This window comes from Chitinophagales bacterium, assembly GCA_020636495.1.
In the GTDB taxonomy this organism is placed as follows: Bacteria; Bacteroidota; Bacteroidia; order Chitinophagales; family Chitinophagaceae; genus UBA5543.
Genome location: JACJXQ010000008.1, coordinates 2,868,831 through 2,884,631, shown reverse-complemented (window position 1 = coordinate 2,884,631; position 15,801 = coordinate 2,868,831). Strand labels below are relative to the sequence as shown.

The following is a 15,801-nucleotide window of genomic DNA, read 5'->3' as shown; positions in this document are numbered from 1 at the left end:
AACCACAGGTTACCTGTTTTGCGATAACCTGCGGTGAGGGTATTTCTTATTGAACTATTTCATAATCTACCTGGATGGTTTTTGTGCCGCTACCGTCGTCAGATATGCTATATGCACCTGCTTTTATGTAGATAGTACTGCCGCCCAGGCCCATTGCATCCACAACACTTTCAGACAGGTAGCTGTCGCCACTGAATTCGAATGAATTACCACTGAATTCGTTGTATTGAGCTGATAAAGGCGTTACTTCGAATGTCAATGCACCGGTTACCTCATTGAAGTTTAAGAATTCGCCGGGAGCACCGGGCAGGTCAACACACATGCCGGGGCCGGGGAAACATCCTCCGAAACAACCCATGATACCCATGTTGAAGTCGATTGGGAAATGTGCTGCGAATGATGAAGCACTAACAGTTACTAACATTGATGCGATTAAGACGATCTTTTTCATAATAATTGATTTTTAAGTTGTACCTACTCTGTTGAACGCTTTTCGGCTTCCGCGTATATAATTGGTTTATTCAAATGCATATGGCAGATGTACTTCAAGAGTGCCATCAGGGAGTGTTGTTACTGAATACGTACCAGCCGGTACATATACTACTTCAGCTCCGAAGCCAAGTGCCTGGGATAAATCCGACGGCAGATAGCTACTTGCAGCGTACTCTACATCTCCCCCGTCAAGCGAGGTATAGAACGCTGATGATGTTGGGACAGTTAATACCAATTCGCTGGCAATAACATCATAGGTCAGTTCACCGTCTCCGGGTGTTCCGTTTGCTGCCACCTGGCAAATACCTTTGTCACCAATGCAGCCACCGTTATTACTCCAATCTCCTTTTTGAAGAGAAACTGAAAATGCTGAAGAGTTATAAGCGGTGCCAGCTACCAGGATCATTGCAACTAATAATTTTTTCATTGTGTTATATGTTTAAGATTCGGCCTCATTTTCAGGGTTTCGGCATGCCCTTTTTTCATGCTGATAAGGTTTATAGGTTAGGGAGAAATATCCGGATATGTCAATTGTGTTGTTTTTTTATGATGATGTAAAATTCCATCAGTTGACAAACAATTTCAATTAGAAAACATCACGTTTTCAATTAGTTATTTAAGATAGGTACACGGTATTTTGTAATGAGAGGTACCCCCATTTTTTAATAAATCAGGTGGAAGATGCTGTTGAATAAGGATTTTGCCGGATGCTATTCTATGGTATTAATATCTGGCATCACACAATTGTCACTGACATGACTGGCAACTATGATGGTTACGCTTTGAAAGCGTTCTTACAATAAGAGAACGGATAATACATAGTCCATCAGCAGGATAAGAATGCAGCTGACGATAACTGAAGTGGTTGAAGCACGGCCTATTTCTAATGCGCCACCTCTTACATTATAGCCAAAGTAGCTTGGAATGATGGTGATAATAAGTGCAAATGTGAAAGATTTGGCCATAGCAAAGAACAGGTTGTACGGCATGAATTCCAACATTAGCCCCTGCCTGAACTCTTCTTCGGTAATAATACTTGAAAAACTACCTGCAATATACCCCCCGAAAATACTGATGGCAATAGATAATGTAATCAGGCATGGCACCATGATTACCGCAGCAATAATTTTAGGTAGTACAAGGTACGTTTTTGTGTTGATACCCATAATCTCAAGGGCGTCTATCTGTTCGCTGACGCGCATATTTCCCAGCTCCGAGGCTATCTTTCCGCCTACAACTCCTGCAAGAACAATACATATTACAGTAGGAGAAAGTTCAAGAATGGTGCTGTCTCTGTTGATCTGTGCTATGACGGGCTTGGGTACCAGTGGGCTGATAAGCTGGTATGCTGTCTGGATAGTCAATACTGCTCCGAGGAAAAATGATATGATAATTACGATGGGTAACGACCGGATGCCAATGTCATTGCATTGCTCCATAAATTCCTTCCAGTACACCCTGGTGTTTTCAGGTCTGCTCCAGGAGCCCTTCAGCATCAGGGCCATTCTGCCCATATGTTCAAAAAATCTTTCCAGCATAGTACAGATGCAAATGTAGTTATTTGAAATAATAAAAAAGCCCGGAGTAAAATAACTCCGGGCTTTAACTTATAAAGAAGATATTGTATTACGCCATATTCTTCAGCTCTTCTATCTGAGCCTCACGGTCTACTTCATTCTTAAGCTTGTCTTTTTTATCCATGTCTACCAGTACAGGGGCAGCTACGAATATAGAAGAGTAAGTACCTGTGAAAATACCTATCAGCATAGCGAATGCGAAGCCACGGGTTACTTCACCACCGAAAATAAATAATATCAGGATAGTGATAAATACAGTAAGTGATGTCATAACAGTACGGCTCAACGTATCATTGATAGAACGGTTGATCACTGATTTTTTATCCTCGTTCGGCGACTTCCGGAAGTTTTCACGGATACGGTCGAATACGATAACGGTATCGTTCATTGAGAAACCTATTACCGTTAGTATTGCCGCAATAAAGTGTTGGTCTATCTCTAATGAGAAAGGCACGACATTTTTAAAGAATGAGAATACCGCCAGGGTAACACAAACATCGTGGAATAACGCTACGAGTGTACCCAGAGAATACTGCCACCTGCGGAAACGCATCAGAATGTATATTGAAATGGCTATCAGCGAAAGCACAGTTGCCCATTTAGCCCCATTCACAAGGTCGTCAGATATGGTAGGCAATACTGTTTGAGAGCTCTGCATATACTCGCTGGTAAACTGTTCGAAAGACACATCTGAAGGTATCAGACCAGCGTTTTTCAAACCCTCATATAGCTTATCCTGTACTTTTGCTTCTACGTCCTGCCCTGGTTCTTCTATCAGGTAGGCTGTAGTAATGTTCAGTTGGTTGTCAGTACCTATTGTTTTTACGATCGGGAATTCACCAAAAGCAGGTTCCAGCTTCTGGCGTACCTCGCTTACCTGGTGCGCTTCGTCAAACCTGATTGTATAGCTACGACCACCAGCAAATTCAACACCATAGTTGAAACCATTAAATACTGATCCGATACCGGCCAGTAATACGATAACTGACACTACATAAGCGTACTTACGAACACCGATGAAGTCGAAATTGGCTTTACGGAAGATCGTTTTAGACAGTTTAGTGAAATAGTTGAAGTGACGCTGGCGGTTGGTCCAGATATCAGTAACAACACGTGATACCAGGATACCACAGAACATTGATAGCAATAAACCTATTATCTGTGTAGTGGCGAAACCAAGTACCGGACCCAAACCAAATATGAACAGGATCACAGCTGTTATCAATGTCGTGATGTGACCGTCAAGAACAGGTGCGTATGAGCGCTTGTAACCGTCTGTAACGGCTTGCTGATAGCTTTTACCACCTGCAAGTTCCTCTTTGATACGTTCAAATATGATAACATTCGTATCCACGGCCATACCAATAGTCAGCACAAGACCGGCAATGCCTGGCATGGTAAGTGTGGCATGCAGTGCTGACAGAATACCTATAGTAAACAACAGGTTCAGTATCAGCGCAATATTTGCAACAATACCTGCAGTGTTGTAATACACCAGCATCAGCAGGAATATGATAATGAACGAAATGATTATTGAGTTAGTACCGGCTGCAATAGATTCAGCACCTAATGTAGGTCCTACTACCTGCTCTTGTACGATATGTGCCGGTGCAGGCAGTTTACCTGATTTCAGGATATTGGCAAGGTCAGTAGCTTCTTCAGCAGTAAAGTTACCGCTGATAGATGTATTACCACCGGAGATCTCTCCTTCAACGCGCGGTGCTGAATATACTTTGTCATCCAGTACAACAGCAACAAATCTGCCTACGTTGTCGCCCGTCATTTTCTTCCATGTGCGGCTACCTAACACATCCATAGACATAACCACTTCAGGCTTACCTGTAAGCGGGTTAAAGTCCATGTGAGCTTCAGTTACACGGTCGCCTTCCAGTTTAGACTCATTAGCACCCGGCTCTGTTTTTAATGCATATAAGTACAAAGGAGCGTTAGGGTTGTGGGCAGCTTCTTTTCCTTCTGCACCATAAACAAATTTTACGTTGTTAGGGAACTTGTTACGAACGATATCTAACCTGAGGTAGGCATTCAGCTTGGCAGTATCCCTCTTAGATACAATACCTACCACCGGGCCGTTGTTAACGTTACCCTCCTGGGTAATGTTCGGATACCATACAGCAAACAGCGGATTCTTCTTCCGTGCTTCTTCCTGGCTCATTTTAGTAGAATCGTTCGAAGCAACTGCATTTGAATCGGTTGTGCTGCTGCCAAGTAATGATGCAAGGCTTGCAGTATCGGCACTGTTGCTCTCTGCAGCTGCAGTATTCTCTGTTGTTTCTGTTGTAGCTGCAGAATCATCGGGTAGCTCTTCTCCTGACAGGTATGCTGCAAGAGCATCATTCGCAGGTTGCAGTGTATTGATCAACTCCTCATTTGAGTAAAGCTCAAAGAATTGCAGTTTGGCAGTAGACTGCAGGTAAGTACGAACGCGTTCAGGGTTACGCACACCGGCCAGTTCTACAGTGATGATACCTTTATTCTCATCAAGGTTTACGTTAGGCTGTGCAACACCAAACTTGTCGATACGAGTAAGCAGTACCCTGTACGTACGGCCTACTGCATCTTTTGCTTCTTTGTTGATCTTGGCCAGTACCTCTTCATCTGTAGAGTTCAGCGTTATTTCTTTTTCTGAAGCTTTGGTAAAGTGCTGTGCCAGCTTTCGTCCCGGGTTGTTCTGTTTGAAGGCTTCTCCAAACAACGTTACGAAGTTTTCCTGGCTGTTAGCTTTTGCCTTATTGGCATCAGCTATGGCCTTATTCAGTATCGGGTCCGTTGGCCTGTTTGACATAGAACGTACTAACTCGTCAAGGCTCACCTCAAGTGTTACGTTCATACCGCCCTGCAGGTCAAGACCCAGGTTCAGCTCCTGCTCTTTTACTTCCGAATACGTATATTTTTTCAGAAGTGGAATGTTCATCACGGTTTCACCCTGCATGCTGTCGGTGATATCCTCAAAATATTTTCCTGTCAGGTCTTCTAACTGTTTGCCTTTGGCATCCGGTTGTTCGAAGCTGGCCCTTTTTGCTGCTTTGGCCATCGCTTTCTTCTCTATGTTGCGCGCTACGTATGTAAACGACAACTGATAAAGCGAAATCAGGATAAGTGCTACGGTAAAGAATTTTACCAACCCTTTTAATTGCATAGGTCTGCTAAATTATGAATTTGTATTATATGTTATCAAAAAACAGAGTGGGCAAAGATAGGATTTAATATAAAAAAACGAAGAATTCATAAGATGAGAGAAAAGTTTTGTTTGGGGCTTGAACAAATGATTAATAAAGGCAAAAATCTTTTAGTATTTTATTAACGAAAACCTTATTTTTACCCAACTGTACAAATATCATTAAATTAATACTAAGCATGATACGTAAAATTACGCTATTGTTTTTGTCGTGTATTGGCATATTGGGAGCTTCCTATGCTCAGCCAAGATGTGGATTCGATGGTGCGCACCAGCAAATGATGAGTCAGGACCCGTCGTATGCGCAACACGTGGCACAATTCAATTCTCAGTTGGCTCAGTGGTTGAGTACCAACAACAATATGAACTCTCTTTTGACCACTAACTCAGCCGGCGATACTATTTACGAGGTGCCGTTAGTAGTTCACGTAATGCATACCGGTGGTTCTATCGGTTCAAATTATAATATATCTGATGCTCAGATCATTAACACAGTTGATTATGTGAATCAGACCTTTGCTGCCACATGGTCTGGTTATGCCCCTGTGGGTAGCGGAGGAACCAAATTCCCATTCCGCTTCAAACTGGCTCAAAGGGCTCCTAACTGTACAGCTACCAGCGGTATTGTCCGTGTTAACGCCTCGGCTACCTACTCAAATTACACCACAGATGGTGTGAACAGAAGCTCAAGTGGTGGTGTGAGTGATCCGGCTCTTAAAGCCTTGAGTGTATGGCCTAATGACAGGTATTACAATATCTGGGTGGTGAACAAGATAGATGGTGTGGATGGTTATCCCGGTACAAGTGGTTCATTCGTTGCGGGATATGCTTATTTCCCGGGCGCATCCGCAGGTGTGGATGGTACCATCATGCTGGCATCTCAGATGAATACAGGTAAAACTACCTTACCTCACGAATTGGGTCACGCTTTCTTCCTTTACCATACTTTTGAAGCAAGTAATCCCTCTACAAACACATGCCCTACCAACACAAATTGTGCTACACAGGGCGACCGTTGTTGCGATACCGAGCCTCACTACCAGTATGGCCCCGGCACTTGTTACTCAGGACAGTCCAACGCGTGTACCAGCACTACATTTGGTGACGCTACTGCAAAAAATATCATGAACTACGCTAACTGTACAGATAGGTTTACACCTGATCAGCGTGACAGGTTCATAGGAGCAATAATAAATGATCGTTCTACATTGATATCTTCATCTGCCTCTCTACCGCTGCCAACTACTTCTCTGCCATCGGTTTGCGTTCCGGGTATTACCAATTCTTCAAATAACCGTCAATCTGGACCTCGCGAGGTATCTATAACAGATGCCAGCCCTGGTACAAGGGTATACATGGATGTTCAAGGTGATGGCTATGGTGATTATAATGCAGACGGTAATATCAGTTACAGGGACTATACATGTCAGCACAGGGTTTCCCTGGTTGCCGGTAAAAGCTATACCCTGACCATCAGATCGAACTTTAATGATAAAGGTGCTGCGTTCATAGATTATAATAATGATGGTATACTAGGTAATTCTTCCGGCGAAAGGTTGGCCATTCAAGACCTGTCTGGCGGTTCGGTGCACACAGTTACTTTTACAGTGCCCTATACAGCTACCAGTTGTACGCCTATACGTATGCGCGTAATTTCTGATAACACATCAGGTTATATAGACTCTTGCAGCAACAGACTGTATGGACAGACTGAAGATTATGAAGTGTTGATATATGGTACAAGCTCTTCAACAGCGTCTGTATCAATAGGCAACCCACCTACCGGTGGTAACCCTTCATGCTATGGTACTACACTTACATTCCATGCAAGTCCATCTTCAGGCACTACTGTGATAGGGTATCAATGGTTCATCAACCATACACTGTTATCAGGTCAGACCAATGACTCCCTGATGAGCAACATCTTTAATGATAAGGATACGGTAATGGTTCAGATGTACTACGCTAATCTTTGCGGTGTTGACACTGTGAGCGATTCAATTGTTGTTGAACGCAGAACTACGATCGCCCCGGCAGTTACAATTGGTGTGACAGGTGGAACCAACCCAACCTGTATTGATGATACAGTGACACTTTCTGTAGTTAGTAATGTGAACCCGGGGGGCTCTCCTACATACCAATGGATGTCTAATGGTACTAATATTACCGGTGCTACAGGGCCAACATTCAGAGCATATGCACGCGGCGGAGAAACGATAACGGTAAGGATGGAGTCAAGTGCTTCTTCCCCTTGTTCCGACCCCGGATATGCTATTTCAAATGGAATACAGATACAATACACGACTAAAACACCTGTCGCTAATATAGCATTGACGATAGGTACCAACCCGGGATGTGCCGGCCAGGCATTGCAGTTTACGGTAACGCCTACTACAGGCGGTACAGCGCCTACCTACCAGTGGACAGTGAATGGTAACCCTGTAGTAGGTGCAACAGGCGTAAACTTCAATACTTCAACATTGAAGCACAACGACCAGGTAAGGGTGATCATGACATCAAATTCGCCTTGTGCATCTCCGACAACAGTAACTTCTGCACCGATAGCTGTAATACACGAGAAAATCACAGCAGATATTACTATTGCGCAAACAACAGGTACGAATCCTGCATGCCAGGGCAAACCGCTTATATTCAGTGCTAACACCAGCAATGCAGGTAAAAACCCGACATTCCAGTGGTTGGTAGATGGTATCGCTATTAACACTGCTACTTCTCCGATATATGTGACAGATTCATTAAGAAATAACCAAAGGGTTCAATGCGTGTTGATAGCTACAGACTCATGTGTAGCCAACCCGCACGATACGTCTAATTTCATTACCATGTTGATCACGCCAAGTAAAAGGCCAACGGTTTCAATAGCCGTTACAACAGGTAAGAACCCGGGCTGTCTGGATTCCCTGATCGAACTTACCGCTACAGCTACAGATCTGGGTACAGCTCCTGACTATGCGTGGATCATTAACGGGTTCCAGGCTACTACGGGTAATGTGTTCAGTAGCAGCTCAATGCAGAATGGTAATATATTAATGGTACGTGCTAACCAGACGGATAATGGTTGTTACCTACCGGATACGGTTTATTCTCAACCGTTCATTATGGTTCGTTCGACTACACCTAAGGCACCGGTTATATCGCTGATAGGTAACATGATCCATACGAATTTTGATAGCTCATTTGTATGGTTTGGTCCTAAAGGCCAGGATACGGTTAACTTCAAGAATACTACCTATCCTGATACTATAGGTGCTTACTGGGCTGTGACCAACAACAATGGTTGCTGGTCTCCGCCATCAAACATCCTGCGTATCACATTGCTGGATATCACAGGTATTGACCTGAATGGTATGGAAGTATATCCTAACCCGACATCAGACAAAGTGGTACTGGATTGGCATGGAAAATCAGTTAGCTACAGGATAGATATCCTGAACTCAATAGGCCAGGTGGTGCTCCGCGACCAGGTAACAGGTGTCTCTAAGAAAGAATTGAGCCTTGGTAGCATGCCTGCCGGCAACTACTTCCTGCTGCTGAAAGATGCTGAAGGAAAAGTAGGTACTTTCAAAGTGACTGTTGGTAATAAATAAGAACAATTGAAACAGAGATAACAAAGCCCGCTCCCGGAGCGGGCTTTGTGTTTCCAGGACATAAGATACCACCAATAAAAAAGGAGCCACCGGGCTCCTTTTTCTATTAATAAGTATTCTGTGTTATTTTCTATTCTGCCATCATTTCTTCTATCACCGTGGCTATGTCTTCAGCATTGGGCTTTGAGAAGTAGTCACCGTCAGTAGCGTAAGCGGGGCGGTGGGCCTGTGCGCTAATGGTGCGTGGTGCTACATCCAGCCAGCGGTAGCCACCTTGTTTTTCCATCACATGCTGGAACATGTATGCGGTTGCTCCACCGGGAACGTCCTCATCAACAAATACGATCCTGTTGGTCTTTTTCAGCGACTCCAGTATCATATGGTTCACATCGAAGGGGAGGAGCGTGCGAACGTCAATTACCTCGCAACTGATACCTGCCGGCTCCAGGTAATTGTCAATGGCCTCTTCTATTACCCTGAGGGTAGAGCCATAAGATACTATGGTCACATCATCGCCCTCGCGGATAACTTCGGGTATACCCATGGGTATGGTCATTTCGGCCATATTGGTGGGCACCTGCTCTTTCAGACGGTAGCCATTCAGGCATTCTATTACTATGGCAGGCTCGTCGGCTTTCAGCAGCGTATTGTACATACCTGCTGCCTGTGTCATATTGCGTGGCACGCATAGGTACATACCCCTGATGCTGTTGAGTATCATACCCATAGGTGAGCCGCTGTGCCAGATACCTTCCAGCCTGTGGCCACGTGTACGCACTATCAGCGGGCATTTCTGGCCACCGCGTGTACGATACAGCATAGTCGATACATCGTCGCTGAGCGGCTGAAGGCCATACAGCAGGTAGTCCAGATACTGTATCTCTGCTATAGGGCGCAGTCCGCGCTGTGCCATGCCTATGCCCTGGCCTATGATGGTATTTTCGCGGATACCAGTGTCAAATATGCGCAGCTCGCCGTATTTGTCCTGCAAACCTGCAAAACCCTGGTTCACGTCGCCTATTTTACCCAGGTCCTCACCAAAGGCAAATACAGCCGGGTTGTTCTCAAAGGTCATATCGAAGAACTGGTTGAGTATCTCGTACCCGTTCAGCGATTTTTCGCTATCCAGCACCGGTTTTACCTCCGGTACTTTCATAGCGCTGTATTGTGACTCAGAATAAAGGTGCGAAGAATAACGCTCCTTTGATTCGTTAAGTAATGTATCGTAATAGTTGCGCAGCGTGCGTGATGCCTGGCCGTTGCCATCAGCCAGTCTTAGTGCCCTGTTGATGGTTTGTAGAATGTCTTTACGTATAGGCTCTCGGATAGCATTCAGGTCCTTTACCAGTTTAGATATCTTCAATGCATTATCTCCGGCTTCATATACCAGCTGGTTGCACAAAGTGCTTGCCTGCTGCACCTCCTGCATGATGGGGGTGATGAATGCGTCCCATGCCCTTTGTTTTGCCTTGCGTGCTTCTTCTTTAGCTTCTGCTTCTATCTCTTCTACCTCAGCTTCTTCTGCTATCTGGTTGTCAAGGATGAATTTGCGCATTTTCAGTATACAGTCATGCTCTTTTTCCCATTCCAGGCGCTCCTTGCTCTTGTAGCGCTCGTGCGAGCCTGAAGTAGAGTGGCCCTGAGGCTGTGTAACCTCCTGCACGTGGAAGATAGCCGGCGTATGTGTTTCGCGGGCTTTGGCAATACCACGCTGGAAGGTCTCAACGAGCCCGGCATAATCCCAGCCTTTCACTTTGTATATGTGCATACCACCTTTGTTGTCCTCCCACTGCATACCAGCCAGGGCATCAGAAATAGAGTTTTTAGTGGTTTGATATTTACGTGGTACAGAAATTCCGTAGCCATCGTCCCAGACAAATATGGCCAATGGCACCTGTAATACGCCAGCTGCATTTACTGTTTCCCAGAAAGGACCCTCAGAGGTAGAAGCATCGCCTATGGTACAGAATACTACTTCGTTGCCGCCATTTGAGAATTTCTCAAAACCTTTTTCCAGCTCTTTTACATTGCGGTAGCATTTTGAAGCAAATGCCAGGCCGAGTGCACGTACCATCTGACCCGCCGTAGGCGAAACGTCGCTGGACGATTGCGGCGCCTTTGTCAGGTCTACCCAGTCGCCTTTTTCGTCTATCCACCTGGTGCCGTAGTGGCCGTTCATCATACGCCCGGCGGAGGCGGGCTCTTTATCTATATCTGTAGTGGCATAAAGCTGGGCAAAGAATTTGTCCATATCACTCATGCCTGTGGCAAACATCAGGGTCTGATCGCGATAATATCCCGCGCGTATGTCGCCGGGCTGCATACATTTTGAAGCGGCTATCTGCGCCAGTTCTTTACCATCGCCGAATATGCCGAACTTGGCTTTTCCCGTCAACACCTCTTTACGGCCTATCAGGCTGGCCTCGCGGCTGGCTACTGCCAGTCGGTAGTCCTGCAACACTTCGCTCTTGAACTCGTCGAACGAGAGCCTGTTATCTTGTTGTGTAGTAGCTTCCTGCAACATATTCTATTCGTCTAATAATTAGTACAAAGGTAACTTGTAAGAGGTATAAATTACAAAACCTTTGGCAAAAGGTGAAGGGATAATTTTGATCTCCTGAAGAAATGTTGCATGTATTGACCCTGTTCTTTTCATGGTTGGTATTATTTGTAATGTATAACTAAGCTACAACAGCGTATCTCCCCGGTAACATTGCAGCCAAAGAATCGTGTTGTTTTGTATCGTTTTGTATCGTTTTTGGGTAGGGGTGTACCTTTTTTCTTTCACTAATATTGTAACGTTCTCATTATCAATTGCTGTTTGTTTTCCAGGTTTTGACGTTGTCATAGGTGTTTTTTCATGCATTGAAATGCGGTTATGTATTGTTAATTGCTTAATAGGTAATATAGCCTGAGTAAATTATTGTTTTGATAATTCGTTGTCCATATATAATTGCCACAAATTCATACGCTGTCAATTGCATCAAATATACATAAAATTATTGTTATAAACAAATGTTGCAATGGCAAAAGAGCAGCGAACTCCTACGCCCGCTGCTCTTTGCATTATCGGTATAGTTTGCCAATATGGCTATAGTTTCCACCTGACAGACAGGTTTACCACACGACCGTCTATGGGTGCCCATAATGGTTTGAATGTGGGGTTGGATATTGTACCCGTATATAACGATTCCACCCTGCTCATCCTGTAGTCGAGCAGGTTCTCGCAATTGAGTACTATCGTAATATGTTCTGCAATATTGCGGGATATCATTAATGCAAGGAACATATAACCGGGTGTTTTGGTATAATCATACCTGTATTGACTACCTGTGTAAGAGCCCTCGAGCCCGAAACGCCATGCCTCACCGATCTCCCTGACCACAACAGCCGCGGCACGGTTGCGCGGCGTTAACGGTATAAAGTTGTTGCCTGTAGCATATGTGTTTTGTGCATCGGTATAAGTATAGCCCAGGTACAGTTCCCAGCTTTTCAGTCCGACTTTTACATAAGTGTCAAAACCTTTGGTGACAATTGGTTTGCCTGCATTCACCAGGCCAACATTGCCGATGGCATCTGTGATGAACAGTATCGGCTTATTGACCTGCGTAAGAAAGAATGATTGGTTGATGAACAGTGATGTGTGTTCGCTCCATTCTTTTTTATAATTCAGGCCGGCATTGTAGCCTGAAGATAATTCAGGGTTGACCGTGCTGCTGAGCGGCAACAGGCTTAGTGTATTATACTGAAGTGTTTGCTGCACCAGGGGGTTAGGGTTTTTGTAACCCCTGCCATAACCTGCGCGCATAGCCCAGTGTTGGTTGAACCTGTGAAACACAGCCACACGCGGCAACAGGAACCAGCCATACCGGTTGTGCCTGTCCAGCCTGAGCCCGGTTTCGATAGTAGTGTTTTCCTTTATGCGCAGGCTGTATTGCCCGAACATACCGGCTGTAAAGTTGCCGTAAGTTTTGAGCATAGCTGTGTCCGGGGTTACAGTCCGGTAGTTGTTGCCTACAATGTTGACACCTGCCACCAGGTCGCTGCTGCTAAAAGGCTTATATACCGATACTTCATCGTAATAGCTGAGTTGATCGCCTTGTACCGCATATTTCTTTTCATCCTGTTCCATGTTGAAAGAACTCATGTTGCCTTTTACCGTTAGTTTGGCCTGGTTGGCGTAGAAGTGTTCAATTATATATTCGCCTGTATGCCTTTGCGACTTATTACTTTGGTAATAGCTGTGTACAGCATCGGCATGGCCACTGAGCAAGTTCATATCTCCTCCTTTGCGGGTATCGAAAGAACCGGTGTAGCCAACCAGAATCAGCGTTCTATCAGACGGATAGTAGAACAGTTTGGGATGGACAACAATACTATTTCCATCCGGCAGGTCGCTGAAACCGTCTTTATTCACGTCAACCGGTTGTTGGTTAGTATACCCGGCAAACAGGTTATAGCCAAATTTCTTACCCCTCTTTGCTGTATACATGTTCACATTGAACTCTTTCAGCGACGTGTAATTGACCAGCGCATCCAATTCCTGTTTATATGACGGACGTTTGGATATCAGGTTGATCAATCCGGCAATTGCACCCCCGCCATACAGTGTACTGGCAGAGCCTTTTATCAGCTCCAGTTGTTTCAGGTCGAGCGGAGGAATGGTTAGAATACCGAAGCCTCCCGCAAAACCATCAAAGAGTGGCATACCATCGCGCAGTATTTGTGTATACCTGCCGTCAAGCCCCTGTACGCGCACATTGCTGTTGCCTGACGTAGCGGATGTCTGTTGTATCTGCACACCACTGACATCGCCCAGTATACTGGCAATATTACCGGGCTTAATGCCTGACTCTTCGTTCATTTCCTCCAGCCCCAGTACTTCTATTTTCATGGGGCTGTTTTCTATTGCCTGGTTGTTGCGGGTAGAGGCGACAATTGTTACCTCGTCCATAGCATTACTGCCCGACGAAATATACAGTTGCAATGTGCCTTTAGCAGGAGTTGTTATGGTAGTATCCAGGTCGTTGTAGCCCAAAAGGGTGCAATGCAGCTTATGACTACCTTCCGGTAGTTTTATCTGTGCATTCCCTTTGCCGTCGGTAGTACCCAGCCATTTATTGCCTGTTGCTATGATGACAAGCTCAACGGGTTCATTTGTATTCTTGTCTTTTATATTAACGGTTATTTGTTCCTGTGCTGTGACGGTATTGACTACAAGGCACAGGAATATCCATATGAAATATCGTTTCATTTAAAATTGTTTTTTGCGGGATAAACACATCATAATAAGTGTAACCGGGCTGCTGTATGCAGCCCGGTATGATCAAAACATGTTATACCTTATTCTTTGTCTGTTTTTTCCTGTAAGAAATTGCCGTTGTCGTCAAAAATAAGATCGCTCTTGCCTACCTCAGCTTCATAGGTAACTGTGCCATCGGCACTGACGATCTTTGCCGCTTCTTTTACCTTGCCTTTTCCTGAGGCATATTTGTAAGCCTCTTTTGGCAGGTCAGTAACAGGTATCTCTGTTTCAGTTTCGGCTACGGTGCCATTGGCATTGTAGAGGACGGACATTTCCTGTTCTTTATATTCGAATGATGCTTCGAAGCGCCCGTCTTCTTTATCCCATTTCAGCTTTTCGGCTCCCGGGTACGTTTTTTGGAATGCTTCTCTTACTGCTGCAGGGACATTTGTTTTTTCGCCCGCATATGTTGTACCGGCCAGCATGAATATAGCTGCCAATACCATTAATATTGATCTCATTGTTATTGATTTAATTGTGTAAGAAATAATTATAGCCGCAAGTGTTTGCCGCTTGTTGAAATGACACAATTAAACAATGGGAGGGTGGAAAATACGTGACAGGTAGCCGGATGCAAGATGTTTGTCGTTTAGTATCGGGAATCCGCTGTCATCGCCATCTGAGATAATTTGTGGTATACAAATGACTTGTATGGGTTGGCTCAGGGCAATAACAACCTGTGGTACCGGCTGCGATGAATGGTAAGGCTGATGCGGTAGTTCAGTCTCGTTGTTATCGTCCTCATGTTCAAAATGGCTGATAACATCTTCCAGATTGAGTAAATGCTCAAAAACAAAATCAGCGGGGTTGATGTCTGGATCTTCTGCTCTGCATTGCTCGTACATATCGGGCAGGTGGCAGAGGTACGCAAAGTCGCTATCAGGCAGTATAAGTGTGCCTAAACCATAAATTGACAATAGCAATATGACCGCGATCTTGCGCATGCAGTGGTGAAGGTACAAAATTGTGCACTTTATGTCTTTATCAGTGTGCGTTGCGGATCAATATTAATATGCCCTTAACATGGAAGCTTGTGCAATGATATGGATGCCGGATGCATTCGGTTTGTTGCTTAATGGTATATTGCAGTCGTTTTTAAACGAAAAACAAGCCCGATGAAAAGGTCATTGATATTAATCCCGTTTGCCATATTTTTGGCCAGCTTCAGGCCAGCTATTAATAATTACGATATGGAAGAGCATAAAGAAACAAAAGACAGCTCAGCAACAGATACTACACCCAAGGTGACGGGCATAGGAGGTATCTTCTTTTTTTCAGACAACCCGAAAGAGACACGCGCGTGGTATGCCAAAAACCTGGGTATGGAAATAAGCGACTGGGGGTCTGTAAGTTTTGAATCGAGGAACATCAATAAACCGGAAGAGGTGAACAGCCTGCAATGGAACCCTTTCAAAACCGGGGATAAATATTTTGAGCCATCGAAAAAGGAATTTATGATCAACTATCGTGTGCAGAACCTGGAGGGCCTGCTGGCCAAACTGAAGGAGAATGGTGTGACCATACTGGACAGTGTGGCCAGTTACGACTTTGGTAAGTTTGTACACATTATGGATGCCGATGGCAATAAGATAGAACTCTGGGAGCCTAAGGATGAGTAAGGTA

The 15,801-nt window shown here is 44.7% G+C and carries 10 protein-coding genes; 2 read left to right on the top strand and 8 right to left on the bottom strand.

Annotated elements, in window-relative coordinates:
- Nucleotides 1-46: 46 nt before the first annotated feature.
- From H6550_12825 to secDF, 4 genes are all read right to left on the bottom strand, one after another.
- Nucleotides 47-451, bottom strand: a complete 405-nt coding sequence (locus H6550_12825; GenBank protein MCB9047009.1) for a hypothetical protein — start codon at nucleotides 449-451, stop codon at nucleotides 47-49.
- 66 nt (nucleotides 452-517) lie between these two features.
- Nucleotides 518-919, bottom strand: coding sequence for a hypothetical protein (locus H6550_12820; protein MCB9047008.1), 402 nt, complete (start codon nucleotides 917-919; stop codon nucleotides 518-520).
- Nucleotides 920-1,286: 367 nt separating this feature from the next.
- On the bottom strand, nucleotides 1,287-2,030 hold the full coding sequence (locus H6550_12815) for an ABC transporter permease (protein MCB9047007.1): 744 nt from the start codon (nucleotides 2,028-2,030) through the stop codon (nucleotides 1,287-1,289).
- 88 nt (nucleotides 2,031-2,118) lie between these two features.
- A complete protein-coding gene (gene secDF / locus H6550_12810; GenBank protein MCB9047006.1) occupies nucleotides 2,119-5,226 on the bottom strand; it encodes a protein translocase subunit SecDF in 3,108 nt (1,035 codons plus the stop codon).
- Nucleotides 5,227-5,444: 218 nt separating this feature from the next.
- Between secDF and H6550_12805 the strand changes: the two genes are divergently transcribed.
- Nucleotides 5,445-8,873, top strand: coding sequence for a T9SS type A sorting domain-containing protein (locus H6550_12805; GenBank protein MCB9047005.1), 3,429 nt, complete (start codon nucleotides 5,445-5,447; stop codon nucleotides 8,871-8,873).
- Between the two features lie 130 nt (nucleotides 8,874-9,003).
- On the opposite strand, the gene H6550_12800 is transcribed toward H6550_12805, so the two are convergent.
- The 4 genes from H6550_12800 to H6550_12785 form a co-directional block, all read right to left on the bottom strand.
- Nucleotides 9,004-11,397, bottom strand: a complete 2,394-nt coding sequence (locus H6550_12800; protein ID MCB9047004.1) for a transketolase — start codon at nucleotides 11,395-11,397, stop codon at nucleotides 9,004-9,006.
- 567 nt (nucleotides 11,398-11,964) lie between these two features.
- Nucleotides 11,965-14,127 (bottom strand): TonB-dependent receptor, encoded by a 2,163-nt coding sequence (locus H6550_12795; protein ID MCB9047003.1) that lies wholly within the window; start codon nucleotides 14,125-14,127, stop codon nucleotides 11,965-11,967.
- A gap of 89 nt (nucleotides 14,128-14,216) precedes the next feature.
- Nucleotides 14,217-14,639: a PepSY-like domain-containing protein gene (locus H6550_12790; protein ID MCB9047002.1), complete on the bottom strand. Its 423-nt coding sequence runs from the start codon at nucleotides 14,637-14,639 to the stop codon at nucleotides 14,217-14,219.
- A 69-nt stretch (nucleotides 14,640-14,708) separates the two neighbouring features.
- A complete protein-coding gene (locus tag H6550_12785) occupies nucleotides 14,709-15,122 on the bottom strand; it encodes a hypothetical protein (GenBank protein MCB9047001.1) in 414 nt (137 codons plus the stop codon).
- 246 nt (nucleotides 15,123-15,368) lie between these two features.
- On the opposite strand from H6550_12785, the gene H6550_12780 reads away from it, so the two are divergent.
- Nucleotides 15,369-15,797 carry a VOC family protein gene (locus H6550_12780; GenBank protein ID MCB9047000.1) on the top strand — a complete coding sequence of 143 codons (429 nt, stop codon included), beginning with the start codon at nucleotides 15,369-15,371 and terminating at the stop codon, nucleotides 15,795-15,797.
- Nucleotides 15,798-15,801: the final 4 nt, after the last annotated feature.

Coding starts and splice junctions, on each gene's coding strand:
- H6550_12800 (MCB9047004.1), bottom strand. CDS start 11,397: ATGTTGCAGGAAGCTACTACACAACAAGATAACAGGCTCTCGTTCGAC.
- H6550_12825 (MCB9047009.1), bottom strand. CDS start 451: ATGAAAAAGATCGTCTTAATCGCATCAATGTTAGTAACTGTTAGTGCT.
- H6550_12780 (MCB9047000.1), top strand. CDS start 15,369: ATGGAAGAGCATAAAGAAACAAAAGACAGCTCAGCAACAGATACTACA.
- H6550_12795 (MCB9047003.1), bottom strand. CDS start 14,127: ATGAAACGATATTTCATATGGATATTCCTGTGCCTTGTAGTCAATACC.
- H6550_12790 (MCB9047002.1), bottom strand. CDS start 14,639: ATGAGATCAATATTAATGGTATTGGCAGCTATATTCATGCTGGCCGGT.
- H6550_12805 (MCB9047005.1), top strand. CDS start 5,445: ATGATACGTAAAATTACGCTATTGTTTTTGTCGTGTATTGGCATATTG.
- H6550_12815 (MCB9047007.1), bottom strand. CDS start 2,030: ATGCTGGAAAGATTTTTTGAACATATGGGCAGAATGGCCCTGATGCTG.
- secDF (MCB9047006.1), bottom strand. CDS start 5,226: ATGCAATTAAAAGGGTTGGTAAAATTCTTTACCGTAGCACTTATCCTG.
- H6550_12785 (MCB9047001.1), bottom strand. CDS start 15,122: ATGCGCAAGATCGCGGTCATATTGCTATTGTCAATTTATGGTTTAGGC.
- H6550_12820 (MCB9047008.1), bottom strand. CDS start 919: ATGAAAAAATTATTAGTTGCAATGATCCTGGTAGCTGGCACCGCTTAT.